The organism is Mesorhizobium sp. M0037, assembly GCF_040323635.1.
GTDB lineage: Bacteria > Pseudomonadota > Alphaproteobacteria > Rhizobiales > Rhizobiaceae > Mesorhizobium.
Window position 1 is genome coordinate 168,027 of record NZ_JAMYVB010000002.1, and the last position, 26,430, is coordinate 194,456.

The 26,430-nt window shown below is 62.6% G+C and carries 24 protein-coding genes; 14 read left to right on the forward strand and 10 right to left on the reverse strand.

All coding sequences use genetic code 11. The features are described from left to right. Positions 1-134: 134 nt before the first annotated feature. The 3 genes from NKJ78_RS05115 to NKJ78_RS05125 form a co-directional block, all read right to left on the reverse strand. Positions 135-785 (reverse strand): dihydrofolate reductase family protein, encoded by a 651-nt coding sequence (locus NKJ78_RS05115; RefSeq protein ID WP_352562401.1) that lies wholly within the window; start codon positions 783-785, stop codon positions 135-137. Positions 786-902: 117 nt separating this feature from the next. Continuing rightward, entirely contained in the window at positions 903-1,760 is an 858-nt protein-coding gene (locus NKJ78_RS05120; protein WP_023815021.1) for a protein-L-isoaspartate O-methyltransferase family protein, read from the reverse strand. 53 nt (positions 1,761-1,813) lie between these two features. Then, complete coding sequence (locus tag NKJ78_RS05125) at positions 1,814-3,172, reverse strand: Nramp family divalent metal transporter (RefSeq protein ID WP_023672432.1); 1,359 nt, start codon at positions 3,170-3,172, stop codon at positions 1,814-1,816. A 257-nt stretch (positions 3,173-3,429) separates the two neighbouring features. Between NKJ78_RS05125 and mntR the strand changes: the two genes are divergently transcribed. Next, complete coding sequence (gene mntR, locus NKJ78_RS05130) at positions 3,430-3,885, forward strand: manganese-binding transcriptional regulator MntR (protein WP_023672433.1); 456 nt, start codon at positions 3,430-3,432, stop codon at positions 3,883-3,885. Between the two features lie 91 nt (positions 3,886-3,976). Next, a complete protein-coding gene (locus NKJ78_RS05135; protein WP_352459465.1) occupies positions 3,977-4,165 on the forward strand; it encodes a hypothetical protein in 189 nt (62 codons plus the stop codon). Positions 4,166-4,183: 18 nt separating this feature from the next. On the opposite strand, the gene NKJ78_RS05140 is transcribed toward NKJ78_RS05135, so the two are convergent. Next, on the reverse strand, positions 4,184-6,250 hold the full coding sequence (locus tag NKJ78_RS05140; RefSeq protein ID WP_352459466.1) for a hypothetical protein: 2,067 nt from the start codon (positions 6,248-6,250) through the stop codon (positions 4,184-4,186). Between the two features lie 186 nt (positions 6,251-6,436). Between NKJ78_RS05140 and ypfJ the strand changes: the two genes are divergently transcribed. The 3 genes from ypfJ (at position 6,437) to NKJ78_RS05155 (ending at position 9,731) form a co-directional block, all read left to right on the forward strand. Continuing rightward, positions 6,437-7,372, forward strand: a complete 936-nt coding sequence (ypfJ, locus tag NKJ78_RS05145) for a KPN_02809 family neutral zinc metallopeptidase (protein WP_352459467.1) — start codon at positions 6,437-6,439, stop codon at positions 7,370-7,372. A 176-nt stretch (positions 7,373-7,548) separates the two neighbouring features. Continuing rightward, a complete protein-coding gene (locus NKJ78_RS05150) occupies positions 7,549-8,814 on the forward strand; it encodes a TCR/Tet family MFS transporter (RefSeq protein ID WP_023683790.1) in 1,266 nt (421 codons plus the stop codon). Next, positions 8,811-9,731: an aldo/keto reductase gene (locus NKJ78_RS05155; RefSeq protein ID WP_352459468.1), complete on the forward strand. Its 921-nt coding sequence runs from the start codon at positions 8,811-8,813 to the stop codon at positions 9,729-9,731. Before NKJ78_RS05150 ends, NKJ78_RS05155 begins: the two co-directional genes overlap by 4 nt. 261 nt (positions 9,732-9,992) lie before the next feature. Here NKJ78_RS05155 and carA read toward each other — a convergent pair whose 3' ends face one another. Next, the gene (carA, locus tag NKJ78_RS05160; protein WP_081731488.1) at positions 9,993-11,210 is read right to left on the reverse strand and encodes a glutamine-hydrolyzing carbamoyl-phosphate synthase small subunit; all 1,218 of its coding nucleotides are present in this window, start codon (positions 11,208-11,210) and stop codon (positions 9,993-9,995) included. 260 nt (positions 11,211-11,470) lie between these two features. Between carA and NKJ78_RS05165 the strand changes: the two genes are divergently transcribed. Together NKJ78_RS05165 and NKJ78_RS05170 are read left to right on the forward strand one after the other, a co-directional pair. Further along, entirely contained in the window at positions 11,471-11,920 is a 450-nt protein-coding gene (locus NKJ78_RS05165) for a GatB/YqeY domain-containing protein (protein ID WP_352459469.1), read from the forward strand. 110 nt (positions 11,921-12,030) lie between these two features. Then, on the forward strand, positions 12,031-12,588 hold the full coding sequence (locus NKJ78_RS05170) for a GNAT family N-acetyltransferase (RefSeq protein WP_352446384.1): 558 nt from the start codon (positions 12,031-12,033) through the stop codon (positions 12,586-12,588). Between the two features lie 7 nt (positions 12,589-12,595). On the opposite strand, the gene NKJ78_RS05175 is transcribed toward NKJ78_RS05170, so the two are convergent. Together NKJ78_RS05175 and NKJ78_RS05180 are read right to left on the reverse strand one after the other, a co-directional pair. Beyond that, a complete protein-coding gene (locus NKJ78_RS05175; RefSeq protein ID WP_023754529.1) occupies positions 12,596-13,777 on the reverse strand; it encodes an MFS transporter in 1,182 nt (393 codons plus the stop codon). Positions 13,778-13,872: 95 nt separating this feature from the next. After that, positions 13,873-15,537 (reverse strand): Na/Pi cotransporter family protein, encoded by a 1,665-nt coding sequence (locus NKJ78_RS05180; protein WP_352459470.1) that lies wholly within the window; start codon positions 15,535-15,537, stop codon positions 13,873-13,875. 387 nt (positions 15,538-15,924) lie between these two features. Between NKJ78_RS05180 and NKJ78_RS05185 the strand changes: the two genes are divergently transcribed. The 5 genes from NKJ78_RS05185 to NKJ78_RS05205 all read left to right on the forward strand — a co-directional run bounded on the left by NKJ78_RS05185 (position 15,925) and on the right by NKJ78_RS05205 (position 21,776). Then, entirely contained in the window at positions 15,925-16,293 is a 369-nt protein-coding gene (locus NKJ78_RS05185; RefSeq protein WP_023731620.1) for an RcnB family protein, read from the forward strand. Positions 16,294-16,464: 171 nt separating this feature from the next. After that, the gene (dnaG, locus tag NKJ78_RS05190) at positions 16,465-18,405 is read left to right on the forward strand and encodes a DNA primase (protein ID WP_023683795.1); all 1,941 of its coding nucleotides are present in this window, start codon (positions 16,465-16,467) and stop codon (positions 18,403-18,405) included. A gap of 412 nt (positions 18,406-18,817) precedes the next feature. Further along, positions 18,818-20,842: an RNA polymerase sigma factor RpoD gene (gene rpoD, locus NKJ78_RS05195; RefSeq protein ID WP_023672446.1), complete on the forward strand. Its 2,025-nt coding sequence runs from the start codon at positions 18,818-18,820 to the stop codon at positions 20,840-20,842. A gap of 190 nt (positions 20,843-21,032) precedes the next feature. Then, on the forward strand, positions 21,033-21,326 hold the full coding sequence (locus NKJ78_RS05200; RefSeq protein WP_023672447.1) for a GYD domain-containing protein: 294 nt from the start codon (positions 21,033-21,035) through the stop codon (positions 21,324-21,326). Between the two features lie 69 nt (positions 21,327-21,395). Next, complete coding sequence (locus tag NKJ78_RS05205; protein ID WP_023683796.1) at positions 21,396-21,776, forward strand: thiol-disulfide oxidoreductase DCC family protein; 381 nt, start codon at positions 21,396-21,398, stop codon at positions 21,774-21,776. 45 nt (positions 21,777-21,821) lie between these two features. Here the strand turns inward: NKJ78_RS05205 and NKJ78_RS05210 are convergent, their stop codons facing one another. After that, positions 21,822-22,079, reverse strand: coding sequence for a DUF2798 domain-containing protein (locus NKJ78_RS05210; protein ID WP_023683797.1), 258 nt, complete (start codon positions 22,077-22,079; stop codon positions 21,822-21,824). A 272-nt stretch (positions 22,080-22,351) separates the two neighbouring features. On the opposite strand from NKJ78_RS05210, the gene NKJ78_RS05215 reads away from it, so the two are divergent. After that, on the forward strand, positions 22,352-23,029 hold the full coding sequence (locus tag NKJ78_RS05215) for a PadR family transcriptional regulator (RefSeq protein ID WP_023689755.1): 678 nt from the start codon (positions 22,352-22,354) through the stop codon (positions 23,027-23,029). 101 nt (positions 23,030-23,130) lie between these two features. Further along, positions 23,131-23,427 carry an HlyU family transcriptional regulator gene (locus NKJ78_RS05220; RefSeq protein ID WP_352459473.1) on the forward strand — a complete coding sequence of 99 codons (297 nt, stop codon included), beginning with the start codon at positions 23,131-23,133 and terminating at the stop codon, positions 23,425-23,427. A 71-nt stretch (positions 23,428-23,498) separates the two neighbouring features. Here the strand turns inward: NKJ78_RS05220 and NKJ78_RS05225 are convergent, their stop codons facing one another. Beyond that, complete coding sequence (locus tag NKJ78_RS05225; RefSeq protein WP_352459474.1) at positions 23,499-24,533, reverse strand: hypothetical protein; 1,035 nt, start codon at positions 24,531-24,533, stop codon at positions 23,499-23,501. Continuing rightward, positions 24,523-26,229 (reverse strand): Hsp70 family protein, encoded by a 1,707-nt coding sequence (locus tag NKJ78_RS05230; RefSeq protein WP_352459475.1) that lies wholly within the window; start codon positions 26,227-26,229, stop codon positions 24,523-24,525. The genes NKJ78_RS05225 and NKJ78_RS05230 overlap by 11 nt, the downstream gene beginning before the upstream one ends. Between the last annotated feature and the right edge of the window lie 201 nt (positions 26,230-26,430).

The following is a 26,430-nucleotide window of genomic DNA, read 5'->3' on the forward strand; positions in this document are numbered from 1 at the left end:
CCGGGGTGGGGGTCGCCCTTTAACTCGGTGCGGGAAGATTCTTGCGCCTTGGTGGTTCCCCCACTCCGTCGCTGCTTCGCAGCGCCACCTCTCCCCCCTCCGGAGGGAGAGGAAAGGTGCCAAGCCTGTCCCTGTCACTTCCAGTTCTTACGCCGCTCGAGCTCGGCCTCTGACGGCTTCTGCGTAGCGAACGACCCGACCTTGACCTCACCCCCGCGTTCGTAGGTCGCCATGATGACGCCTGTGGTAGTGGCCTGCGACTTGACCAGCTTGAAAGCGGCGGGCATCGCACCACCATCGAACAGCCGCTTGCCCTTGCCCAGCAGGAGCGGGAAGATCATCAACCGGATCTCGTCGATCAGCCCGTTGGCGAGCAAAGTCTGGATCAGCTCGCTCGAACCCTGGATGAGCAGGTCAGGCCCATCTTCCTTCTTGAGGCGGCGCAACGCCGCGACGATATCTTCTCCAAGCCATTGCGTATTTTCCCAGGTGAGCGAATCCGGCCGATGCGTCGCCACATATTTAGTCGCAGGGTTGAAGGCATCTCCGATGGCATCTTTCTGATACGGCCAGTAAGCGGCGAAGATGTCGTAGGTTCTGCGGCCGAGCAGCAGGGCGAAGGGTTTGGAGAACAATTCCTCCATGGCCACCCCCGCCACCTCGTCGAAGTAGTGGAACGTCCAGCCGCCGAATTCGAAGCCGCGAACCGGGTCTTCTTCCGGGCCGCCTGGCGCCTGCATGACGCCGTCGAGGCTGACGAAGGTGGAAGCGATGATCTTTCGCATTGGATTTTCCTTTTCCAGGATCCGCGCCGTCAGGGCCGGATTTCGATCTAAGGACGGACAGGCCGGCGGCCGCCCGACAGGCGTTGGCAAAAAAACGCTGCCGGCCGACAAGGGTACCTACCGCCGTCGCCCGCCGCCAAGCGCCTGCGACGAAAACCAGACGTCGCCGATGATGGCGGTGGCGGTCCGGTCCGGCGCCCTGTCTGACGTCAGCCAGATCGAACGGCTGCGCGCCGCCTTCTGGAGGTCGGGGATTTTGGCCGCCGAACCGGCCGCCGAGGCGCCGACGCAGGGGATGAACCACGAGCGCATGAAGGGGTCGCAGGCAAAGCCCTTGTCGTTGCGGGTTACCATCACGGCCAGGCCGACGCCCTGGGACGGACGCCAGGGAAAGATCATGCGGCCGCCCGCTTTCAGCGCCCGAAGCCAAGGAGCCGGCGGTGCGACGACACCGGCATTGACATAGATGATGTCGGACGGCGCCAGATCGCCGGTGACGGCATCGCCGTGGACGACGCTTACATTGCCGTAGGTCTCGAGATTCTTTGTCGCTCTGGCAGCAAGATCGGCCTCCATTTCGAAGGCGGTCACCGGGCCGGGCGCAACCAGCCGGGCCAGCAAGGCGGTGTAGTAGCCGGTGCCGGCGCCGATATGGGTGACGGCCTCGTCCGGTCTGGGAGCGATCCTGCCTATCCACATGGCGTGCAGGGAGGGTTCGCCATTGTTGATGCCCTTGTCGGCATCGAGCGCCACCAGCACGTCCTGATAGATGTGAACAGGATCGGCGCTCGGCGTCATGATCTTGCCGTTGCCGGTGGTGAGCGCCCTGCCGGCGACGACCGCCCAGGGTCCGGGACCGAGAAAGGCCTCGCGCGGCACGGTGGCAAACGCCTCTTCGAGGCGCGGGTCGGCCGAGCCGGCATTGGCCGCCATCAGTTGCGCGTAAAATTTCCTGGCGTCTTCGACACTTGTCATGATGGCGATCAAGATAGCGCAAGCGGCCGGTTTGTCGCGGTCGGGAATGAAACTCAGCCGACGCCGAAGACGGTGTCGTAGAGCAGCTTGAAGTTGAGCACCAGGATGACCGCCGCGACGACCCAGGCGAGGACCGCCACGCCGCGGGGAATGGCAAGGTTGCCCATCTTCTTCTTGTCGGAGACGAACTGCACCAGCGGGATGACTGCGAAGGGCAGCTGCATCGACAGTACCACCTGGCTGAAGACCAGCAACTGGCCGGTGCCCTTTTCGCCATAGAGCGCGGTGACGACCACCACCGGGACGATGGCGATGCCGCGCGTCAGCAGCCGGCGCGCCCATTGCGGAATGCGCAGGCGCAAAAAGCCTTCCATGACGATCTGGCCGGCAAGCGTTGCCGTAACCGTCGAGTTGAGGCCGGAGGCCAGCAGCGCCACCGCAAACAGGATGGAGGCGATGCCGAGGCCGAGCAGTGGCGACAAGAGCTCGAAGGCTTGGCCGATCTCGGCGACATCCTGATGGCCGGTGCCATGGAAGGCCACCGCCGAGACGATCAGGATCGAGGCGTTGACGAACAGCGCCAGGACGAGCGCGATGGTCGAGTCCGTCGTCGCCCATTTAATGGCGTCGCGCTTGCCTTTTTCGGTCCGTTCATAGGCGCGTGTCTGTACGATCGAGGAGTGCAGGTAGAGATTGTGCGGCATCACCGTGGCGCCGATGATGCCGATGGCGATGTAGAGCATCGCCGGATTGGTGACGATCTCCGTCGAGGGCACGAACATCGAATGCAGGATCGAGCCGACCGGAGGGGCAGCGGCAAAGATCTGGATGGCGAAACAGCCGAAGATGATGATCAAAAGCGCGATGACGAAGGCTTCGAGATAGCGGAAACCCTTGTTCATCAAGAGCAGCACGATGAAGGCGTCGAGCGCCGTCAGCAACGCGCCGCCGATCAGCGGAATGCCGAACAGAAGCTGCAGCGCGATCGCCGTGCCGATCACCTCGGCGAGGTCGCAGGCGATGATGGCGAGTTCGCAGGCGATCCACAGCACGAAACTGACGGGACGCGGATAATAGGCGCGGCAGGCCTGGGCGAGGTCGCGGCCGGTGGCGATGCCAAGCCGGGCGGCAAGCGCCTGCAGCAGGATCGCCATCAGGTTGGACAGCATGATGATGAACAATAGCGTGTAGCCGAACTGGGCGCCGCCGGCGAGGTCGGTGGCCCAGTTGCCCGGATCCATATAGCCGACCGAGACCATGTAGCCCGGTCCCATGAAGGCGAACAGGCGACGGAACCAGACGCCGGACTGTGGCACCGCGATCGTGGAGTTCACCTCGCGCAGGCTGGGAGGATTGTCCTCCGGCCTGTCAAATCGCCAGGATGATCCCAAGGTAGCGTCAGCTTCGGACATGGAGGGTTTTCCACTGGGTGGATCGGTTGACGTCATCCTATCTATGCCAGGGCTCAACATTATGCAATAGGCTATATTTCATTGTATGTGCTTCCTGTTGCGCCGACCGGCAGGCCGGCAGGGGATCGCAAACGCCGGTTGCGCCTGCCATGGAATGGAAATAAACGGCTGGAACAGTTAAGCCCGTGCTATGAATGGCAAAGGGCGATTGCTTTGCCCAAAGCCGATTCTTGTCAAAAGATAGGAAGGAGCGCGTGTTGGCGCTGAAGCACAGACCGGTTGGACGCGAGGAGCCGCTGCCGGACGCCGAGATTCATTCGAAAGGGTTCCGGCAGCAGCGCGAAGCGCGCCGCGGCGCGCTGGTCGAGGATTATGTCGAGCTGATCGCCGACCTGATCGAGGACGGCAATGAGGCGCGTCAGGTCGATATTGCTGCGCGGCTGGGTGTCGCCCAGCCGACGGTGGCCAAGATGCTGACCAGGCTGTGCGCCGACGGGCTCGTTTCCAGAAAACCCTATCGCGGTGTGTTCCTGACCGACGCCGGGCGCAAGGTGGCGGAAGAGAGCCGCATCCGCCACCAGACGGTAGAAGCGTTTTTGCGTTCGCTCGGTGTCAGCGCCGAGACGGCGCGCATCGATGCCGAGGGCATCGAGCATCATGTCAGCGCCGAGACGCTGGAAGCCTTTCGCAAGGCGATGATCGCGCCGCGCTGAGGGGTGCCGGGGCCGCACCACTGGAACCTCCGCACGTCAGGCTCGTTGCTCCTGACGTTGCGCGTGATTGTTGCGCGCCAAGGAGGAAAACATGGGCGTCGAACAGGCACCGACCGCGAAGGGCAAGCAGGCGGCCGAGGGTTTGAGGCAGGCAGCGACAAAGGACGAACGCAAGACCGAGGTCGAAACCGGCCATGCGCTGAAAAAGGGCGCCGCGCGTTTCGAGGAACGCTCCAAAAGCTCGGATGGCAGGAGCGCCGGCACCAAGCAGAAGATCTGAACCGGTTGAGACTACGGTTTATTCCTCCGTGTCCTGCGCCCAGCTGCTCGGATGGCCGTCGACGCGGAACTGGAAGATGAAATAGGGCGGAATGCAGGAGCCCTTGCCAGGCTTGGCTGCGGCCAGATCGTCGTAGCCGGCGGTGCAGATATAGTCCTCGCGGCAGGGATGCGCCTTGTCGCAGGCGCGCAGGCCGGCGGTCTTGGTGAATTCCTTGGTGCAGAATTTGTGGTCCTTGCCCGACGCGATGCAGTCGTTGAAACCGGTCTTGGCGAGGCGGCCGCAAGTCGCCTCGTCGGGAAGCTTGTCGCAGCTTGCCTTGCGCAGCATGCCCCCGGGAAAGCCACCGGTCTTCTGCTCGGGGTTGTCGTAGCGTTGGCGCGCCGCGCCATAGCCGGCGAGCTTGATTACCGGTTTCTTGTCGCGCGCCGGATCGATGGCGCAGGCTTTTGCGGTGGCCGGCGACAGGCGGCAATATTTGTCGCTGCCCCAGCTCGACATCTTGATCTCGCCGAACTCGACGGGGTCGCCGACTGCGGTGGCCGCCTCGCTGACGCAGGTGCCGAAGCCCGGATGGATGTCGCTTTCGTGGACGCCGGCGCAGCGCAGGCTTTCCCCGCAGTTCCAGTCCTTGAAGCTCGTATCCTCGCCACTGTAGCAGATCGACCCCCAGCCATTGTACAGATCGGTGCCTTTCAGCGCTTCGGCGAGTTTGGCGTCCGGACGGGCGGCGAAGCCGCGTGAGAAATCCGGATGGCCGCCGGCGGCGAAGTCCTCGACGATGGCGCGGCGGCGCGGCAGGTCGGCGAAGAACACCGCCGAGCCGGGGACGAAGACGGCGTTGCGGCGCGGCTCGCTGGCCGGATCGGCGCCGGTGTAATGGAAGCCGGCAATGCCGTGCGTCTGGTGGCAGCCGGTGCAGGTCATTTCGTTGAGACGCAGATTGAAGCCGGCCACCGATTTCACGCTGCGCAGCTCGTTGCCCTTGGCGACATAGTCCTGCAGTGCCTTTTCGATGTCGGCATCGTCGAGCAGCCCATAGGCGATATTGTTTTGCGACCTGGCCATGCCGCCGGGTGCGACCGAGACGGCGCTGGTCGCCAGGAACTTGTCGTCGATGACCAGCCGGCCGCGATCGAGGTCGTAGAGGTTGCGGTCGGTCAGCAGCCATTTGGCGAAGGCCGGCCGGTCGGCCAGAACCACTTTCCGGTCGATCTGGTTCTCCATCTTCGATTCCTGGAAGGTGGACGTCGTTGGGTCCCATTTGAAAATCTTGAGGAGATATTCGGCGTGGCCACCGAAGTCGCGGCGGCTCGAGGCCGACAGCCGGAGAACCTGCATGTTCAGCTCAAGTCGCATGATCTGCGACGAATTCAGCATGGCGTTGGAGAGCGGCCCTTCGTCGGAGCGCAGCCAGGCTGCCAGTTGCTCGGGCGCAAGGTTCTTCTGGCCGGCGGCGAGCCAGCGCTTGGCGATTTCGGCACAGGAAACGGCGGTGGCGCTTGGACGGTCTCTCGAAGCGCGGGCGTGAGCCTCACCGGGCCTGGCGTTGAAGACCAGGCTCATGGTCAGCGGCAGCCGCGACGAGATGCGTTGCGCTGTCTTTCCCTTCGTGGGCTTCTCCGCCACCGAATAATGGAAGCGGTAGATCAGCCTGATCTCGCCGCATTCGGTGTGGCCGAGATAGCCGCGGTCCATGCGGTTGACGACGCCGGTCAGGTCGAGCGTCGAGCCGTCATCGTCGATGTATTTCGGGTTGAATTTCTGGCTGGTGTCCTTCGACTTGGCCATGGCCGCGACGTAAGGATCGGGGCTATTGGCAGGCTCGTCGGCGATCTCCTGCTTTACGGCGTTGCGGACAGGGGTCAGCGCGCGCACCGAAAACAGGCCCCGATTGTCGACCTCGCGCGTGAGACCCAGCGCCGGGCCGAGCAGGCGGCTGATCGAGAGGCCGCCACGCTCAAGCGCCTGCAATGTCTCGGGATCGGTTACGGCGACGCTGGAATCGAGCGTCACGGCGCGCGCCGGCGACGGGCCGAGGCATAGCACCACCGCCAGCAGCAGAAATCGACCGATTGTCCGCAAGTCCCCGACACCCCCGTTCGAACCGGATGCTACAGCGCGCATGCCGCCTCGACCAGAGTGCGAACGCGATGCCGCTGCTACGAAAAATACTGTGACTTGGCGCAACCATTGCGATAATTGTCTGTTGGGTCGGACTGGGCCACGACATCGGCCAAGCCAGCCGAAATTTGCATACGGGGAGTTGCCATGCTCTGGAAGGGCCGCCGTCAGAGTGACAATGTCGAGGACGAGCGCAGCGACAGCGGCGGCGGTGGTGGTTTCGGCGGCGGCAGCCCTGGCCAGTTCCGCATCCCGATCGGCGGCCGCACCGGCGGCGGCGGCAGCATATTGCTGGTCGTCCTCGTGGTGCTGGCCGGATGGTATTTCGGCTTCGACCCGTCGCAGATCCTGGGCAGCGGCGACGGCGGCGGCGTGCTGCCGGGTGGCGGTGGCCAGATTACCGACAACAGCGGCGGCCAGGACGTCGGCGCCGGCACGCCTGCTTCCGACGAGATGAAGCAGTTCGTGGCGACCGTGCTGGCCGAGACCGAAGAGACCTGGACCGGCATCTTCCAGTCGCAGGGCCTGAAATACGAGGACCCGAAGCTTGTGCTGTTCAGCGGCCAGATCCGCTCGGCCTGCGGCTCCGCCTCGACGGCAGCCGGACCGTTCTATTGTCCCGGCGACCACAAGGTCTACCTCGACACCACCTTCTTCCAGCAGCTCGACCAGCAGTTCGGCGCCTCGGGGGATTTCGCCCAAGCCTATGTGATCGCTCATGAAGTCGGTCACCATGTGCAGAACCTCACCGGCATCCTGCCCAAGTTCAACCAGATGCGGCAGTCGATGGGTGAGGCGGAAGCCAACCAGATGTCGGTGCGCATCGAGCTGCAGGCCGACTGCTTCGCCGGCGTTTGGGCGCATTTCACCGCGCAGAAGGGCATTCTGGAACAGGGCGACATCGAAGAGGCGCTCAACGCCGCCAAGCAGATCGGCGACGATACGCTGCAGAAGAAGATGCAGGGCTATGTCGTGCCGGAAAGCTTCAACCACGGGACGTCGCAGCAGCGGCAGACCTGGCTGGCGCGCGGCTACAAGAGCGGCAAGCTGTCGGACTGCAACACGCTGACCGGTCCGGTTTGAGGCGCTCGCAAGTTCCAGCCGACCGCGGTCCAAAGCGCATCCGTCGGCGGGCCGATTCACCACCGGCAACAGATGTCAGGAGGAGAACGCCTGAGGCGTTCTCCTATTGTTCCAAAGTGGCGCCTCGCCTATAACGGGCGCCCGCCCAAGGGCGGTCTCAGGGAGCAGACGCCATCATGATCGACCCCAAAACCGCCAGGCGGGGCCTTGCGCTCGTCTTCACCACGCTGCTGCTCGACATTATCGGCTTCGGCATGATCATGCCGGTGTTGCCGGCCTTTCTCAGGGAGCTTTCCGGCGTCGGCATCAGCGAAGCGGCGATCGAAGGCGGCTGGCTGTTCTTCGTCTATGCGGCGATGCAGTTCTTCTTCGCGCCAATCATGGGTGGATTGAGCGACCGCTTCGGGCGGCGGCCGATCCTGCTTGCCTCGGTGCTTACATTCTCGATCGACAATCTGATCTGCGCCATCGCCTGGTCCTATCCGATGCTGTTCATCGGCCGCGTGCTGGCCGGCATTTCGGGCGCCAGCTATTCGACGACGTCGGCCTTCATTGCCGACATCTCGAACGATGACAACCGGGCGAAGAATTTCGGTCTGCTCGGCATCGCCTTCGGCGTCGGCTTCGTCATTGGGCCGGTGCTGGGCGGGCTGCTCGGCACGTTCGGGCCGCGAGTGCCGTTTTACTTTGCCGCCGGGCTTGCCTTCGTGAACTTCCTCATCGCCATGTTCTTCCTGCCTGAAACGCTCGATGAAAAGCACCGCCGCCGCTTCGAGTGGAAACGCGCCAACCCGGTCGGCACGCTGCTGCAGATGCGCCAATATCAGGGCATCGGCTGGATCGGGCTCGCCTTCTTCCTGATGACGCTCGGCCACATGATGTATCCTGCGGTGTGGTCGTTCGTGTCCAATTATCGTTATGGCTGGAGCGAGCAGCAGATCGGCTTCTCGCTCGGCGCCTTCGGCCTGTGTGGGGCGATCGTCATGGCGACGGTGCTGCCACGCGTGATCCCCAAACTTGGCGAATGGAGGACGGCGGTCATCGGCCTGACTTTTACGGCGGCCAGCGCCTTCGGCTACGCCTTCGCCTCGCAAGGCTGGATGATCTATGCGGTGATCGTCGTCGGCTGCCTCGAAGCACTGGCCGATCCGCCGCTGAGAAGCCTTGCCGCCGCCAAGGTGCCGCCATCGGCGCAAGGCGAATTGCAGGGTGCGATGACATCGATCTTCTCGATCACCTCGATCATCACGCCGCTGCTCTACACCGCGATCTTTTCCTGGTTCACCGGACCGAATGCGCCCGTAGTGTTCGGCGGCGCCCCCTATCTGGTTGGCGCGTGCTTCCTGACGCTTGCGGTCATTGTCTTTGTGACGAAAGTTGCGAGGCCGACGGCGGTGAGAAGCGTTGCCACCGGCGCTGCGGAAGATGGAGCCCAGATATGAGCCATGACAGCCGCATAGAGCTGACCAAGGACGGTTTGTCGCTGTCGCGGCTGGTGTTCGGCGCCTGGCGCCTGCTCGACAGCGCCGCGCGCCCGGACGCCGACCAGATCGCGCGGCTGATCGGCACTGCGGTCGATCTCGGCCTGACCAGCTTCGACCATGCCGATATTTACGGGCATTACCAGGTGGAAGCTGCCTTTGGCGCCGGCTTGTCGCGCTGGAAGGGCAAGCGCGACAGCATCGAGCTGATCTCGAAATGCGACATCATTCTGGCATCGGCCAACCGGCCTCAGAACCGGCTGAAGCATTACGACACCAGTGCGGCCCACATTGCCGCCTCGGTCGACCGTTCGCTCGCCAATCTCGGCACCGACTATCTCGACCTGTTGCTGCTGCACCGGCCGGATCCGCTGATGGATGCCGACGAGACGGCGGCGGCCCTTGCCGGGCTGGTCAAGTCGGGCAAGGTGAGAGCGGTCGGGGTCTCCAATTTCACGCCGTCGCAGTTCGACGTTCTGGCTTCGCGGCTGCCGTTTGCCTTGGCCACCAACCAGATCGAGATGTCGGTGCTGAAGACCAATGCGCTGATGGATGGCAGCCTCGATCACGCGCAACGCCTCGGCTATGCGCCGATGATCTGGTCGCCGCTCGGCGGCGGCTTGCTGTTCACCGGCAAGGAAAGGCGCGAGGCGCGGGTCAGGGCGGCAATCGCGGCGGTGGCTGCCGAGATCGGCGCCGGCGATCTCGCCGCCGTCGCCATCGCCTGGCTGCTGCGTCATCCGGCGCGGCTGGCGCCGGTGCTGGGCACGATGAAGCCCGAGCGGCTGGCCGCCATGGTCAAGGCGCTGGAGATCGACCTCGACCGCCAGCAATGGTTCGCCATACTGGAGGCCAGCGAAGGCCGGCCGGTGGCGTAAGGTTACCCAGGCGCGAACTTCGAACCCGCCATAGGTGTGTGCTTCGTCCGTTAATGCGGCGCAAGCGAAGCGATGAGGAGGGCTTGGGCTCAGGGGATGCCGTCGGCGCTCTCGAAGCCTTCGTCGCTTCGCGCCGTCACAAACAGACCGGTTGACCGGTTTATTCCATTGACCCAAGACAAGGGCAATCGCGCCGCGTTTGTAACTCCGGCTATTCGGAGCATCACGATCTGGGCAACGGCTAGGCGAAGACCTGTAAAATCAAACCCGTTCGGCCAGCAGTTCCTCGCCGCGCTTTTCGCGGATCAGATTGACGAAACGGCGGAACAGATAGTGCGAGTCCTGCGGACCGGGCGAGGCCTCGGGGTGATGCTGGACCGAGAACACCGGACGGCCCGTGAGCGCAATACCGCAGTTGGAGCCATCGAACAGCGAGACATGGGTTTCCTCGACGCCCTCGGGCAACGAGTCGGCATCGACGGCAAAGCCGTGGTTCATCGAGACGATCTCGACCTTGCCGGTGGTATGATCCTTGACCGGGTGGTTGGCGCCGTGATGGCCCTGGTGCATCTTGGCGGTCTTGCCGCCGAGCGCCAGGGCCAGCATCTGGTGGCCGAGGCAGATGCCGAATACCGGGATGTCGGTCTTGAGCAGGTCCTGGATGACCGGCACGGCGTAGTCGCCGGTGGCTTCCGGGTCGCCGGGGCCGTTGGAGAGGAAGATGCCGTCGGGCTGCATGGCCAGGATCTCTTCCGAGCCGGTGCCGGCCGGAACCACTGTGACCTTGGCGCCGAGGCCGGAAAGCAGGCGAAGGATGTTACGCTTGACGCCGTAGTCGATGGCGACGACGTGCATCGACGGCTCGGCCTGTTCGCCAAAGCCTTCGTTCCATACCCAGGGCGTTTCACGCCAGACCGAGGACTGGCCCGAGGTGACTTCCTTGGCGAGGTCAAGCCCGATCAGGCCCGACCAGGCGGCGGCCCGCCGCTTCAAATCGTCGAGGTCGAAGATGCCGTCGGGCGCGTGCGCAATGACGGCATTGGGCATGCCCTTTTCGCGGATCAGCGCGGTCAGCGCCCGGGTGTCGATGCCCGACAGCGCGACGATGCCGCGCTTCTTCAGCCACTGGTCCAGCCCGGTGCCGGCGCGGTAGTTGGACGGGTTGGTGACATCGGCCTTGAACACCGCGCCAACGGCGCCGGCACGGGCGACCGGGTTCAAGTCCTCGATGTCCTCGTCATTGGTGCCGATGTTGCCGATATGCGGGAAGGTGAAGGTGACGATCTGGCCGGCATAGGATGGGTCGGTGAGAATTTCCTGGTAGCCGGTGAGCGCGGTGTTGAAGCAGACTTCGGCAACGGCGGAACCGGTGGCGCCGAGGCCGCGACCCTCGATGACGGTGCCGTCGGCCAGCACCAGGACGGCGGTCGGCTTTTCGGTTGCCCAAGGCGGGGTCAGTTCGGGGGTCATCTCGGCCATGGCGACGCTCCTGTCACGCTGCGCGCTTCGATGGCGGGCCATCTGCGCAGCAAACGGCGCGGCCGATCTCTCGAGCCTGCGCGCATCAATTCTTTGTCTTGTGCAAGGCCGAGTACATAGGGGAAGGCGCCAGAGCGGTCAATGATGCCCGTGCCAAAAACGGCGAGCATTTGTTTCGCCGAACGATATCAGGGCTTTGGCGCGTTTGCTTTGCGGATGGGCCGCGGTTATTGTCCGCGCCGTTCGAAGGAGAAAGCATCATGCGCGCAAAAATCGCCGAATCCCTGAAAAGCGCGATGAAGGCGCAGGACAAGCACCGGCTGCCGACGCTCAGGCTGATCCAGGCCGCCATCCACGACCGCGACATCGCCAATCGCGGCTCGACCAGGGACCCCGCCAGCGACGAGGAGATCCTGCAGATCCTGGCCAAGATGGTGAAGCAGCGCGAGGAATCGGCCAAGGCGTTCGAGGACGGCAAGCGCCCGGATCTGGCCGCACAGGAGCGTGGCGAGATGGAGATCATCCGCGGCTTCCTGCCGACGCAGCTGGATGACGCCGCCGTAACAGCTGCGGCGCGCGAGGCGATCGCTGCGACCGGTGCCGCCAGCCAGAAGGACATGGGCAAGGTGATCGCTGTGCTGAAGCAGAAATATGCCGGCCAGATGGATTTCGGCAAGGCCAGCGGCATCGTCAAAGGCCTGCTGCAGTAGGAGCCGACACCACTTCAATGGCGAAGGAGAGCAGGGGCATTACCTCTGGGCAAGAAACGGTCCGCACCGGCTTAAGCGAGCCAAGCCTTGACCTGCCGGAGAGACCCACCATGATCGAAATCGTCAAACCCACGCTCGAACATCTGCCCTCCTACAAGGCGGCGCTCGAGCGCGGCTGGTCGCCGGACAATGTCCGGCTGATGGAAGCGACGCGCGAGCAACTTGCGGCGATCGACGAGGATCCCGCGGCGTTCCTTGCCAGCCTCGACGATCCCGAGGCCAAAGGAGGCCCGATTACCTTGCCGGACGGCACGACCGTGCCGCGGCTGCCGGGCTTCCGGCGCTGGATCTGGGACGGCGAGGCCGCCGGCTCGATCGGCTTTCGCTGGCAGCCCGGTACGGCCGCACTGCCGTCGCATGTGCTCGGCCATATCGGCTATGCCGTGGCGCCGTGGAAGCGCGGACGAGGCTATGCGACCGAGGCGCTGCGGCTGATGCTGGACGAGGCGAGGGCTGTTGGTTTGCCATATGTCGAGCTCACCACTGACCTCGACAATCCGGCCTCGCAGAAGGTGGTGCTGGCCAATGGTGGCCGTGTGGTCGGTCCGTTCATCAAGGACGCCGCGTATGGCGGCGCCGAGAGTTTGTTGTTCCGGATCGATTTGTAGTCCGACGCTATTCGGCCGGTGCCGGCAGCGGCGGCGCTGCCCGGCTGCGCCCCTCCCAGATGTAGGAGGCAAGTGCCACCACCACCGCCACCAGCATGGCGGCAGCGCCCACAACCGGCAGGCTGCGATAGCCGTAGCCGGCATTGAGCATGGCAGCGCCCAGCGACGCGGCGAGCGCGATGCCGACATTGAAGCCGGAGGGGATGAGCGAGGAGGCGAGGTTGGAGGCGTCCGCCGTCCAGGCCAGGATGCGGGTCTGGATCGGCGTGCCGATGGCGAAGTTGAGGCCACCCCAGACGACGATGGCGATGACCATCGGCACGGGGTAGGGGCTGACGGCATAGATCACGCCCAACATCACCGCGTGCAGCGCAAGCATGGTGATCAGCGACGGCATCAGCTTCCAGTCGGAAAGCTTGCCGCCGAGAAAGACGCCGACGGTGGCGCCGACGCCGTTGAGCAGCAGCACCCAGGGGATCAGGCTCTCGTCGAGATGGGTCACCTCAAGCAGTGTCGGGGTGATGTAGGTGAACAGGCCGAACTGGCCGATCATCAACGTCAGCATCAGGATCAGCGAGGTCCAGACTTGCTGGCGCGCCAGCACGCGAACCTCGCTGCCAAGGCTGGTGGATGGGCTCGATGCGCCCGTTTTGCGCGGCAGGAGGGCGGCCATGGCGGCAAACGCCACCACGCCCAGCGCGCACATCACCCAGAAGGTGGCGCGCCAGCCCCAGAGATTGCCGATTGCGGTGCCGGCCGGCACGCCGATGACATTGGATACTGTGAGGCCGGAGAGGATCACAGCCACGGCCATGCCGCGCTTGTCCTCGGGCACGAGGCCGACCGCCACCACCATGGCGACGCCGAAATAGGCGCCGTGTGCGACGGCGACCGCAATGCGCAAGAGCAGCATCGAGGTAAAATCGGGCGCCAGCGCGCAAGCGGCCTGGCCGATGGTGAAGGCGACGGTCAGGCAAAGCAGCAGCGTCTTGCGGGAAATGCCCTTGGTGGCGAGCGCCAGCAATGGGCCGCCAACCGCGATGCCGCCGGCATAGCCGGAGACGAGGTAGCCGGAGGTCGGGATCGAAACGCCAAGGCCGTCGGCCACTTGCGGCAGCACGCCGGCAATGACGAATTCGGTGGTGCCGAAAGCGAAGGCGGCGATGAACAGGGCAATGAGCGGAAGCATGGCGCGGAAGCGATCCTTGAACGAGTTGGCCTCAAATCATGGATGGCGCTTGCCGGCAATGCAGAAATTTTTGCGGCCGGTTTAGGTTTTCTTGATCAGCTCGCCTTCAACCTGGAGCCGCCGAGCAACCCGCGCTCTTCCAGCACCGGGTAAGCCATCGACGCGAGCAGCGAGTTGATCTGCTTCAGGTCGCGGATGGTATCGAGATGAATGGAGCTGGTCTCGACGCTCTTGGCGGTGCCGTCGCGCAGGCGCACGAAATGGCTGGCGCTGGTTTCCTTTTCGCGGTCGCGCAGCCGGTCCTTTTCCAGCACCAACTGGCGGGCAGTCTCAGGGTCGCGCGACACCAGCACGTTGAAGGCAAGCCTGGCATTGGCCAGCACCGAGGTGTGGAAGGCGAGCAGCTCGCTCCAGCCCTCGGTCGTGAACTCCAGCCCGCGCCCGAACTTCTTCTTCACATGCACCAGCATGTTGCGCACGATGATGTCGCCGACCTGCTCGAGCTTGACGCAGGCGCCTATCAGCTCCTGGCAGCGCAGCGCCTCGTCCTCTGTGAGCGAGTTCCTGGTCAATTTGGCCAGATAGAGCTTGATCGCCGCGTGCTTCCTGTCGACGCGGTCGTCAAGGGCGGCCAGCGCCTTGATCTTGTCGCCGTCGGCGCTTTCATACAGCTCGATGATGCGCTTGAGCATGATCTCGACCGTCTCGCAGACGCGCACCACCTCGCGGGTGGCGTTGGCCAGCGCCTGGCTCGGAACGTCGAGCGCGCCGTCGTTGAGGGCGGAGAGTTCGACCACATCGAGCTCTGTAGCAGGCGCCGGCTTGGTGCCCATTGCCACGATCTTCTCAGAGGCACGATAGATCAGGCTGGCAAGCGGCAGGCCGGCGAGCAGGATCAGCACATTGAACAGGATGTGGGCGTTGACGATCTGGTCGGGCACGGTGGCGCCGAGGAAGGCGACCGGTGGCTTCAGCGTCATGAACAGGATCAGCATCATCAGCGAGCCCATGCCGCGCATCAACAGATTGCCGATCGGCACGACGCGCACGCCAGGTTCGGCACTTCGGGTGAGCAGCGGCGCGATGATCGACGAGCCGAGATTGACGCCGAGCACCAGCACGATGCCGAGTTCGGGCGGGATGAAGCCGCGGCCGGCCAGCGTGACCATCAAGAGAACCGCGGCGATCGAGGAATGGAACAACCAGGTAACGAGCGCGGCGAGCAGATAGGCGGTGACGTAGTCGCTGGAGAAATATTCGATGATGAGCGGCATCAGCGTGCTCTGCCGCAGCGGCTCCGAGGCCTGGCCGATCATCTCCAGCGACAGTACCAGAAGGCCGATGCCGACCAGGATGCGGCCGAACTGGCGCCAGTCGCGCCGCTCGGTGGCCATGAACATGACCGTGCCGGCGACGAGGCAGATCGGCACCAGCAGGGTCAGATCGAAGGTCAAGAGCTTGACCACCAGCGCCGAGCCGATCTCGGCGCCGCGCACCGCCAATTGGCCCGACATGCCCGAGACGATGCCGGCGCCGGCGAAGGAGCCGACGAGAAGCGTGACGGCGGTCGAGCTCTGCAGCGCGATGGACAGGCCGCAGCCGGCCAGCACCGCCATGATCGGATTGCGCATGGTGGAGCGCAGCCGGTGACGCAGCACGTCGCCATAGGCGCGCTCGACGCCTGTCTTGACCATGCGGGTGGCAAACAGCATCAGCGCCACCGCGCCCGCCAGATGCAGCAGGACGACGGAGCCGCTCATTTCGAAACCCGCACGCAGACAGGGACCGCGACGCGGAGGGCGCGCAGTGCAGGGAGGAAAACGGGGCTGCGAATCATGGTCATGACAGTCCTGAACAATATCCGGAATATTTTAGCCGGATAATAAAATCTTGTCGATTTCAAGAGCCGTCGCGGCGCGACAGGGCGTGTCGGAAAATGGACGGATGCGCAAATGGTTGCATGGCGGATCCCTGGCGATGGGAGCGGATCGTCCGATTTGCCGGACTCCCGGCAATCGCCTTTGCGATGATGTTCAAATATCCAGGATAAGCACAGGATTTCATTACGTAAATGTAATGCTAGTGTTCAGTTTCGGTTCATCCTTCGGGGGCTATTCCCTAGGCATCGACAACCAAGGAGCCCCGCTATGAAACGTGTTGTTCTTCCCGCCCTCGCTTTCTCGATGCTGGCCGCCACTTCGCTTACCGGCCAGGCCGCACCGGTGAACGCACCGGTCGCACCGCAGTCGAATTACACGCGGGTCGACTGGCAGAGGCCCGGCAAGCATGTCGATGTCAGGAAGCGCGTCGTGAAGAAGACGGTGGTCGTCAAGCGCAGCCATTGGCGCAATGGCCAGAAATATTCCAGCTGGAAGCGGCACCAGCCGATCCGCGATTATGGCCGCTATGGCCTGCATCGCCCCGGCCGCGGCCAGGAATGGATCCGCGTCGGCAACGACTATGTTCTGGTCGGCGTCCTGTCCGGCATCATCTTCGGCGCCGTTGCCGCGCAGTAAGCCCGGCCTCGCCGGCGCAATGCCGAGACTTGAAAGGAGGCGGCCCGAAACGGCCGCCTTTCTTTTGGCTGTAGAAACCGGGCTTTTTGGCTGTGGAAACCGGGTATGGTCCGCAATAGGGGTCGTCGGATTCCGCGCGCATGATTATATGAGGGACAAACGAGTTCCCCAATGCGCTTTCCGCCCGCCTTTCTCGATGAGATACGCGACCGTGTGCCGATTTCATCGGTCATCGGCCAGCGCGTCGCATGGGACAGGAAGAAGACCAACGCCTCGCGCGGCGACTATTGGGCCTGTTGTCCGTTCCATGGCGAAAAGAGCCCCTCCTTCCACTGCGAGGACAAGAAGGGCCGCTATCACTGTTTCGGCTGTTCGGTGTCGGGCGATCATTTCAAGTTCCTGACCGAGCTCGACGGATTAAGCTTTCCCGAAGCGGTCGAGAAGATCGCCGACATGGCCGGCGTGCCGATGCCGGTGCGCGACGAGCGGGAAGAACAGCGTGAGAAGGAACGCGCCAGCCTGACCGATGTCATGGAGATGGCGACTGCCTTCTTCCAGGAGCGGCTGCAAGGACCGGAGGGTGCAAAAGCCCGCGCCTATCTCAGGGATCGCGGGCTGACGCCGGCGACGCAGCAATCGTTCCGGCTGGGCTTTGCGCCCGACAGCCGCAATGCGCTGAAGGAACATCTTGCCGCCAAGGGCGTGCCCAAGGCCGACATCGAGGCCTGCGGGCTGGTGCGTCATGGCGACGACATCCCGGTCTCCTATGACTGGTTCCGCGATCGCATCATGTTCCCGATCCCGGATTCGCGCGGCAAGATCATCGCCTTTGGCGGCCGCGCACTGGCACCCGATGCGCTGGCCAAATACATGAATTCGCCCGACACGGAGCTCTTCCACAAGGGCAACGTGCTCTACAATTTCGCCCGCGCCCGCAAAGCGCTGGCGAAAGGCGGCACGGTGATTGCCGTCGAAGGCTATATGGACGTGATTGCGCTGGCGCAGGCCGGCTTCGAGAATGCCGTGGCGCCGCTCGGCACCGCGCTCACCGAAAACCAACTCGAACTTCTGTGGCGCATGGCGCCTGAGCCGATGCTGTGCTTCGACGGCGACCAGGCCGGGCTGAAGGCGGCGTGGCGCGCCGCGGATCTCGCGCTGCCGTCGGTGCAGGCCGGGCGGTCGGTGCGCTTTGCGCTGTTGCCGGAGGGCAAGGATCCCGACGATCTGGTCAAGGCAGAAGGGCCGGACGCGTTTCGTGCCGTGCTGGCGGAAGCGCGGCCTCTCGCTGATTTGTTGTGGATGCGTGAGACATCCGGTGGCGTCTTCGACACGCCGGAGCGGCGGGCGGGGCTGACAAAGACGCTACGCGAACTGACCAGCCGCATCCGCGATGAGAGCCAGCGCTACCACTACCAGCAGTGGATGCGCGAGCGGGAGCTGACCTTCTTCAGCGCCCAGCGCGAAGTGCGGCAAGGTCGCCAGGACTGGAAACCGGGGCAGGGCAAAACGCCCGCACCCGGCGGACAGTTCGCCAAAGGCAGCGGGGCAGGCGCGCGCGCCGCGATCACCGAAAGCCTCGGCCGCTCCGCCATGGTCAAACGCGGTGGCGAGATGATGTCGGTGCGCGAGGCGACGATCATCGTAGCCCTCGTCAACCATCCGGCGCTGATCGACGAGAACTTCGCCCATGTCGAGTTCCTCGATCTCGCCAACACCGATCTGCAGCGGCTGCACGCCGCCATCCTCGATGCGATGGCGCACGACATGGCCAATGACCGTAGCGCGGTGATCGCCACCATCGAACGTGCCGGCTGCAGCGATATCTGGGGGCGCGCCGTGGCGCTCATCCAACGGGCCAGGCAATGGCCCGCGCTGGAAACCGCAGCGCTTGACGATGCCCGCGACGCCTTCAACCAGGCGCTGCACTTGCAGCGCAGCGCGCGCACCTTACATAAGGAGCTGAAACAGGCGGAAGCAGCGCTCGCCAGCGATCCCACTGACGAAAACTACCGGCACCTCATCGAGATTCAGGCGCAATTCCGTGATGTACAAGCAACGGAAGCGCTGATCGAAGGCTTCGGTGTGTCCTCGGGCAGGGGTGGGCGCGTGTAGGTCGAAACCTGCGCAAGAATGGATGATGTACGTGCTGCGCGTCGAATCGACGCCTCTAAGTCGGGTAATTGATTCGCTTTTTTGATGCGAATCATGCGAGAGGCGCTTGACCTTCTGGCAGAATGACGGAATCAGGACGATTCGAAACCTTAACCCGTGCCGGCGTCGATGGAAATGCACTGACGCGAGGTGCTGATCACTGGACAGGCTGTCAGCCTGCCACAGATATCAGGGTTAATCTGGACTTAATGCATATCGCCCAAAAGTGAAAACCGGTTTTGGGGGCACGATATGAACAAACAAAAGAGTTGATTCGGTTACCGGCCCGGTTAAGCGCCACCAGCGCATGTAGTTTGACCGGTGCGGCAGCTACGCGGCTTCGATGCTCGGCCGCTAGGAGAAGATAAAGACTATGGCGACAAAGGAAAAGGAAGAGGTCGAGACCGAACGTGAAGGCGCCACCGATGGGCCTCTGCTCGACCTTTCCGATGATGCTGTCAAGAAGATGATCAAGGCCGCCAAGAAGCGCGGCTATGTGACTCTCGACGAACTGAACGCGGTGCTGCCGTCGGAAGAGACCGATCCGGATCGCATCGAAGACATCAATGCGATGCTGTCCGACATGGGCATCAACGTGGTCGAGGACGACGATCAGAGCGAGGAGCCCGAGGCCGCCGACAGCAATGCCGACGCCGAGGAAGACGCCAACGAACTGGCCGAGCAGACCGGCACCGCCGTCGCCGCTACGACCACCAAGAAAGAGCCGACCGACCGCACCGATGACCCGGTGCGCATGTATCTGCGCGAGATGGGCTCGGTCGAGCTCCTGTCGCGCGAGGGCGAAATCGCGATCGCCAAGCGCATCGAGGCCGGCCGCGAGACGATGATCGCGGGTCTCTGCGAAAGCCCGCTGACCTTCCAGGCCATTATCATCTGGCGTGACGAGCTCAACGAATCCAAGATCCTGCTGCGCGAGATCATCGACCTCGAAGCCACCTATGCGGGCCCCGAAGCCAAGCAGGCGCCGGTGGTCGAGCGCATCGAGGAGGCGCCCAAGGCCGAGGACAAGCCGAGGCGTGGACGCGACGAGGAAGACGACATCACCAATGTCGGCGCCGACACGCGCGGCTTGGTCGATGACGACGAGGAAGACGAGGACGAGGCGAGCCTGTCGCTGGCGGCGATGGAAGCGGAATTGCGCCCGCAGGTGATGGAGACGCTCGACGTCATCGCCGACACCTACAAGAAGCTGCGCAAGCTGCAGGACCAGCAGGTCGAAAACCGTCTGGCCGCGACCGGCACGCTGTCGCCCAGCCAGGACCGCCGCCTGAAGGAGCTGAAGGACCAGCTGATCAAGGCGGTGAAGTCGCTGTCGCTCAATACGGCGCGCATCGAGGCGCTGGTCGAGCAGCTTTACGACATCAACAAGCGCCTGGTGCAGAACGAAGGCAAGCTGCTGCGCCTGGCCGAAAGCTATGGCGTGCGCCGCGAGGAGTTCCTCAAGGAATATCAGGGCTCCGAGCTCGACCCGAACTGGACGCGCTCGATCGGCAACCTGACCTCGCGCGGCTGGAAGGAATTCACCAAGAACGAGAAGGACGCGATCAAGGATCTGCGTTCGGAAATCCAGAACCTCGCCACCGAGACGGCGATCTCGATCCTGGAATTCCGCAAGATCGTCAACCAGGTGCAGAAGGGCGAGCGCGAAGCCGCTATCGCCAAGAAGGAAATGGTCGAGGCCAACCTGCGCCTCGTCATTTCCATCGCTAAGAAATACACCAATCGCGGCCTGCAGTTCCTCGACCTGATCCAGGAAGGCAATATCGGCTTGATGAAGGCGGTCGACAAATTCGAATACCGCCGCGGCTACAAGTTCTCGACCTATGCGACATGGTGGATCCGGCAGGCGATCACGCGTTCGATTGCCGACCAGGCGCGCACCATCCGCATCCCGGTGCACATGATCGAAACGATCAACAAGATCGTGCGCACGTCGCGCCAGATGCTGCATGAAATCGGCCGCGAGCCGACGCCGGAGGAACTGGCAGAAAAGCTCGCAATGCCGCTCGAAAAAGTGCGCAAGGTGTTGAAGATCGCCAAGGAGCCGATCTCGCTCGAAACCCCTGTGGGTGACGAAGAGGATTCGCATCTGGGCGATTTCATCGAGGACAAGATGGCGATCCTGCCGATCGATGCGGCGATCCAAGCCAATCTGCGCGAGACCACCACGCGGGTGCTCGCCTCGCTGACGCCGCGCGAGGAGCGGGTGCTGCGCATGCGCTTCGGCATCGGCATGAACACCGACCACACGCTGGAAGAAGTCGGCCAGCAGTTCTCGGTGACGCGCGAGCGTATCCGCCAGATCGAAGCCAAGGCGCTGCGCAAGCTCAAGCACCCGAGCCGGAGCCGCAAGCTGAGGAGCTTCCTCGACAGCTGATACCGGCAACAGACCAGCATTCGAAAAGGGCGCCGATGGCGCCCTTTTTGTTGCCGGGTGAAGGCTCTTGTCGCCCATCTCCGTCGGGAGGATACTTGCCTGGTCGGATGCATGTTCTGGGCGAAAAACCGGATGTCCGCCCCGGCTGATGTCCTCAGCCGTGCTCCGTGGCGCCGGAGGGAGGTGTGTGATGACAACCTACATCCTGCTGATGAACTGGACGGAACAGGGCGCCAGAAATATCCGAGAGTCGCCGAAGCGGCTCGATGCCGCCAAGAAGCAACTGGCCGACATGGGCGGCTCGTTCAAGGCGTTTTACCTGACTATGGGCGAATATGACATGGTGGCGATTATCGAGGCGCCCGACGATGCTGTGCTTGCTCGTTTCGCCCTGATGCTGGCAACGGGTGGCAGCGTCAAGACGCGAACGCTCAAGGCTTTCCCGGAATTTGCCTATCGCGAGATCGTCACTTCGCTTGGATAGCGCTGGGCGCGGGTCCGTGCGGCTCGGCGTCATATTGCGGGGCCGTGCCGTCAAGGCGATAGTCGCGCCATGTCCAAGCCTGCGCTGACCGTCTGGTACAACACACGCTGCCCGGTTTGCGATGGCGGGATCACCCGGCAGAAACGGCGGCTGATCGAGGCGATCAAGGCCGGGCGGATCGAATTCCGCGACATCAACCTCGAACCGGCGGCGCTCTCTGGCTACAGCGCCTCGCTGGAGGACATACGCCGCCGGCTGCATGCCACCGATGCCGAAGGCAGGCTGCTGGTCGGCGCCGATGTCGCGGTTGCCGTCTGGCGGGCGACGCCGGGCGAGGGCTGGCTGGCGACGCTCTTCGGCAATCCGGTCGCGCTGCCGCTGACGCGGTTCGCGTACAATCGCTTCGCCGATCTTCTCTATGCCTGGAACCGGCGCAAGGGCCGCTGGTAGCGAGGCAAGGCCCGAAGATATCTGCGGGCCTTACCGTCATGGGCGTTACCGGGACGCCGGCTCGCAAAGCCAGCCGACAATGCGGCGCACCGCCGGCAGCACCATGAGCAACGTTGGGAACGCTACCAGCCAGGACAGGCCCCAGGCAGTGAGCCAGACAGCCGGCAAATCAGGTTGCAGTCCAAGGCTTTTCAGCGTCGATATGAACGAGACGATGAAGGTCATCAGCAGCGACAGCACCAGCGGGCTGACGATCGCGGCATAGCGCGCCGGCAGCTTGCCGCGCTTACGGTTCGTGGTCATTTTTGGATTTTCCTGAAACATCCGGTCCGTCGCATTTGGCATCCATTGCGCCGGGTTTCCGGCGGAACTGCCCGGAAAGACCGGGGTGGATGCGTTGCTTGACGTCAGACGCTTACGGAGAGGTTTTGGCCCTCACGCGCTTTCTAGCTGCCGGCGGCGGCGAAATCAACCTTCTGGCGCCGCCTTTAGATACATCGTAAGATATATCTTGACTCGTCGGCGGGGCAAGCCTAATTAAGATGTATCGTAAGATATAACTCAAGGAGCAATTCATGCACAGACATCATCCCTTTGGCGAGCGCGCCGAGCGCGCATTCCTGCACATGGCAGGCAAATTTGGTGGCAGAGGGGGCAGCGGCTTTGGTCCGTTCGGCCACGGCGGACGTGGCGGTGGACGCGGCGGCCCGGGCGACATGTTTCGCGCCGGGCGCATGCTGGCCGACGGCGATCTCAAGCTGATCACGCTGTCGCTGCTGGCCGAGGCGCCGCGCCACGGCTACGACATCATCAAGGCGCTGGAAGAGCGCACCAGCGGCATCTACAGCCCGAGCCCGGGCGTCGTCTATCCGACGCTGACCTTCCTGGAAGAGGCCGGCTATGCGGCTTCAGCCGCCGACGGCAACAAGAAGGTGTTTTCGATCACCGAGGCGGGCCAGGCGCATCTCGCCGAGAACCGCGAGATGATCGACGGCGTGCTGGAGCATCTCGAGCGCTTCGGCCGCAAGATGGCGAAAGCGCGGGACTGGTTCGGCTGGAACGACGACGGCGAGGAAGGCGGACGGCGTGGTGGACGGGGTCGCTCGGATGCCCGCGAGGAGTTCCGCGCCGTGCGCCACCGGCTGCGTGCCGCGCTCGGCGATCTCGTCGACGCGCCGGCTGAAAAGCAGGCCGAGGCGATTGCAGTCCTGGAAGCCGCCGCTGAAGCCCTGGAAGCGCTATCGCGCGGTTGACCCCTGGCGAGAACCCTTGCCCGTTCGACTGAGGAACGGTACTGAAAATCATCCTGCACCGCGAGACGTGGTGCAGGATGATTGCCGTTGGAGGAAGCCCCATGTCTTTTCTGAAACGTCTTTTCGGTGGTGGCGGCGGTGAGGCGGGCGAGCCCAAGAGCGCAGCACCGGCAAAGCAGGTTGAGCACAAGGGATTTTTGATCAGCGCCACGCCCTACAAGGCGGAGGGGGGCCAATACCAGACCTGCGGCGTGGTTTCGAAGGAAGTCGACGGCGTCGTGAAGGAACACAAATTCATCCGCGCCGATCGCTTTGCCGGACTGGACGACGCCGTCGACATTTCGATCAAGAAGGGCATGCAGCTGGTCGACGAGCAAGGCGAGAGGATCTTTGGGTAGGGCCTGCGGTGGCCAACATTTGCACCGGTTGCTTATCTTTTCCCCCGATTTCCGCTCGATAATTTTTCGGCCTATGGCTCCGGCATCCCACTCATCTTTTTGAAACATTCGTCAAACGACAGATTACGACAGAGGTCGCGAAGAACGCCTGCGGGCACTTGTTGTGTGGCATCGGGCCGTGAGAATGTTTTCGCGCGCTCATTTGAGCCAGAAAGCGCGGCAGCAAGTTTAACAAGCACAAAGATGATCATAACCCACACCCACCCGGAAATAGGTGATTGACGCGCCGAACCGGTGGCTTGGCTCGATGGTGCGATCGTTTCGGGCTCAGGGTCCTGTTGCGGCGCGGACGCCATACGATATTGGGGTGCCGTCTCAGGATCGATTAGCGCGTGCAACCAGTCAAGCTGTTGACGCTCCCAATAGTTTGATCCGCGATTGCGTGTCCAGCCAAAGCGTTCGTCAAGCAAGTCAAGCAAGCGCTGCATCATCCAAGGCTTGGCCGACGGACGCTGCCGCTCGCCGAAGCCTGATTGTTCGCAAACATAGGTCCGCATGCGGGTTTCAAACTCTTGAATGTCATCAATCGTCTGTAGGAGCTCGCCATCCAGAATTGCCAGCCAGCTGTCTATTCTCTGCCATTTTCTTGGTTCGGTGATAAGCGACTCGACAGCTTTCATGGCGCGAAGGGCAGGCGCTTCGATGGCAATTGAAGCCGTGCGGGCTGGAGCCGCTTCTTTCGGTGCATCTGGTTCGATATTTTCGATAAGGAGCGTCTCGATATCATCTTCCATGGCCCGCAAAGCGCGTGCTTCGAGGATAGCGGGAAGCGGACTCTCGTTGGACAGTGGCACGTTCTTCAACGCGGGCGTGTCGGTGTCTTCGGCAATTTGTGTCTCGTCAGGGGAAGTAATTTTCTTGAAATACTCCCGCCGGTTGACCTGATCGCGCGCCTGCTCGAATGCGTGACGCAATGCAATGAAGCTGTCGCGATCCTCATCGACGTTGATTAGTTTGAGCTTTGTAGCGTAGGCGCGCTTGATCTCGCGTTCGGTGACGTCTTCCCGGTCGGATATTCCGAGCATGGAAAACGCATCAATGAACATCGTACTTCTCTAACGCTTCGAGTTTTCCCGTGATTTGGGATCGCACTGCGGCGATTTCCTTGGGATGTTGCCGGGCAAGGATTGCCTCGAATTCCCCAAGCCATGCCGACAACATCTTGCGTTGCGGCCCCAAGGCATTTTCAAAAGCTTTCGTGATGCGCGCGACGAGCGCCGCGTTAACCGCTTCTTCGCGTGGATGGATTTTGATCCGTTCAAGTTCTGCCAGGCGTTGCAGAATGTCTTTTTGCGAAAGAGCGCCCGGATTGCCTTCTATGACAAGTCGATGAGCCTTGCCATTGGTGACGACCGTTGCGATGACTTCAAGCACTCCGGACGTATCGTAGGTAAAGCGAACATCGACCGCTTCATTTGCGTTGCGGTTGACGGGAACAGGAACGCTCAATGTACCTATCTTCACATTGTCGCGTACCAGCGGCGCCTCGCCCTGAAAGACATTGAGTTCCACTTTCTGCTGACCAGGAACTACAGTATTGAAACGCTCAACCCGGCTCGCTGGAATAACCGTGTTGCGCTCGATGATTGGAGCAAAATATCCGGGCAGGGTTTGGCTATTCGGTCCGACTTGATGATTTGTCTCGATACCCAAGGTGAAGGGTGAAACATCGGTCATGACGATGTCGTCGAGCGCCTGATGCCGGGAAGCAAGCCCGGCCTGTACCGCCGCGCCCAAGGCCACGACATGGTCAGGGTCGAGATCATGTTCCGGAAAACGCTTGAAAAGCTTGGTTATTGTAGACTTGATGATTGGCATTCTCGTTGCACCGCCAACGAGAATGATCCGGTCGATCTGGTCGTTGCTTAGGTTTGCGTCGCGCATCGCGCGCTGTAAAGGGGCCTTCATCCGGTTGACTAACTGCGTCGTTGCCTCCTCAAAACGATCTGCAGAGACGGAAAGATGCTTCTGTTCGCTGTCCAGGACATATCGGATATCGGCGTCTTTGCTGGTTGAAAGCTTGTGCTTTGCTTCGTCAGCCAGCGCACGCAGCCGTGACAGATCTCCCTTTCCCAAATCTTCACGGCCAAGATCCTTGCCCAACAACGCCACAAGGATATCCGTGAAGTCTTCTCCGCCCAGAAATGCGTCCCCGGCCGACGCTCGCACCTCCATGACGCCAGAAAACATCTCCAGAATTGAAACGTCGAATGTGCCGCCGCCAAGATCCACGACAAGAAAGGTGCTTTCATCGTCCTTGCGATGCAGGCCATAAGCCAAGGCCGCCGCGGTCGGTTCATTGATCAGCCGGCTTACCTTAAGACCCGCGAGTTGTGCGGCAGCGATCGTTGCCTTGCGTTGCACATCGTTGAAGTAGGCCGGCACGGAAATAACCGCATCGTCAATAGGGTGCTGGAAATGCGCCTCGGCGTCCGCTTTCAAGGAGCGCAGAATGAACGCGGACAACTCTTCCGGTCGAAATGCCTTGCGGCCGAGACGAACCATGTGATCCGTGCCCATATAACGCTTGAATCGTGCCGTGCTTATATCGGGATTGGACACGAGCCTGTCCTTGGCTGCCTGGCCGACCAGCAAGTCACCATTGTCGCTAAGCCCCACGGCAGAAGGCGTCAGAAAAGCGCCGATAGCATTGGGGATCAATATGGGGCCTTCTTCGGTAAAATGAGCTACCAACGAATTGGTCGTGCCAAGGTCAATGCCGAGAATTGGGAACTCAGACAAACAAGTCTCCATGAGCGGTTTCGAGGTGGCTTGTCATTAAGACGTATGTGACTTGCGCATACTGTACTTGGCATAAAACTCAAAATGGAACTTATCTGAATGATAAAACCCATGTGAAGAAAATTCACCCGACAACGCGTACACGGTTACGTGGCGATCTCGCGGCGCGTTTCACTACATGCGCTACTCCGTTCCGGTCGA

Coding starts and splice junctions, on each gene's coding strand:
- NKJ78_RS05115 (WP_352562401.1), bottom strand. CDS start 785: ATGCGAAAGATCATCGCTTCCACCTTCGTCAGCCTCGACGGCGTCATG.
- NKJ78_RS05120 (WP_023815021.1), bottom strand. CDS start 1,760: ATGACAAGTGTCGAAGACGCCAGGAAATTTTACGCGCAACTGATGGCG.
- NKJ78_RS05125 (WP_023672432.1), bottom strand. CDS start 3,172: ATGTCCGAAGCTGACGCTACCTTGGGATCATCCTGGCGATTTGACAGG.
- NKJ78_RS05135 (WP_352459465.1), top strand. CDS start 3,977: ATGGGCGTCGAACAGGCACCGACCGCGAAGGGCAAGCAGGCGGCCGAG.
- ypfJ (WP_352459467.1), top strand. CDS start 6,437: ATGCTCTGGAAGGGCCGCCGTCAGAGTGACAATGTCGAGGACGAGCGC.
- NKJ78_RS05150 (WP_023683790.1), top strand. CDS start 7,549: ATGATCGACCCCAAAACCGCCAGGCGGGGCCTTGCGCTCGTCTTCACC.
- NKJ78_RS05155 (WP_352459468.1), top strand. CDS start 8,811: ATGAGCCATGACAGCCGCATAGAGCTGACCAAGGACGGTTTGTCGCTG.
- carA (WP_081731488.1), bottom strand. CDS start 11,210: ATGGCCGAGATGACCCCCGAACTGACCCCGCCTTGGGCAACCGAAAAG.
- NKJ78_RS05165 (WP_352459469.1), top strand. CDS start 11,471: ATGCGCGCAAAAATCGCCGAATCCCTGAAAAGCGCGATGAAGGCGCAG.
- NKJ78_RS05170 (WP_352446384.1), top strand. CDS start 12,031: ATGATCGAAATCGTCAAACCCACGCTCGAACATCTGCCCTCCTACAAG.
- NKJ78_RS05175 (WP_023754529.1), bottom strand. CDS start 13,777: ATGCTTCCGCTCATTGCCCTGTTCATCGCCGCCTTCGCTTTCGGCACC.
- NKJ78_RS05180 (WP_352459470.1), bottom strand. CDS start 15,537: ATGAGCGGCTCCGTCGTCCTGCTGCATCTGGCGGGCGCGGTGGCGCTG.
- NKJ78_RS05185 (WP_023731620.1), top strand. CDS start 15,925: ATGAAACGTGTTGTTCTTCCCGCCCTCGCTTTCTCGATGCTGGCCGCC.
- dnaG (WP_023683795.1), top strand. CDS start 16,465: ATGCGCTTTCCGCCCGCCTTTCTCGATGAGATACGCGACCGTGTGCCG.
- rpoD (WP_023672446.1), top strand. CDS start 18,818: ATGGCGACAAAGGAAAAGGAAGAGGTCGAGACCGAACGTGAAGGCGCC.
- NKJ78_RS05200 (WP_023672447.1), top strand. CDS start 21,033: ATGACAACCTACATCCTGCTGATGAACTGGACGGAACAGGGCGCCAGA.
- NKJ78_RS05205 (WP_023683796.1), top strand. CDS start 21,396: ATGTCCAAGCCTGCGCTGACCGTCTGGTACAACACACGCTGCCCGGTT.
- NKJ78_RS05210 (WP_023683797.1), bottom strand. CDS start 22,079: ATGACCACGAACCGTAAGCGCGGCAAGCTGCCGGCGCGCTATGCCGCG.
- NKJ78_RS05215 (WP_023689755.1), top strand. CDS start 22,352: ATGCACAGACATCATCCCTTTGGCGAGCGCGCCGAGCGCGCATTCCTG.
- NKJ78_RS05220 (WP_352459473.1), top strand. CDS start 23,131: ATGTCTTTTCTGAAACGTCTTTTCGGTGGTGGCGGCGGTGAGGCGGGC.
- NKJ78_RS05225 (WP_352459474.1), bottom strand. CDS start 24,533: ATGTTCATTGATGCGTTTTCCATGCTCGGAATATCCGACCGGGAAGAC.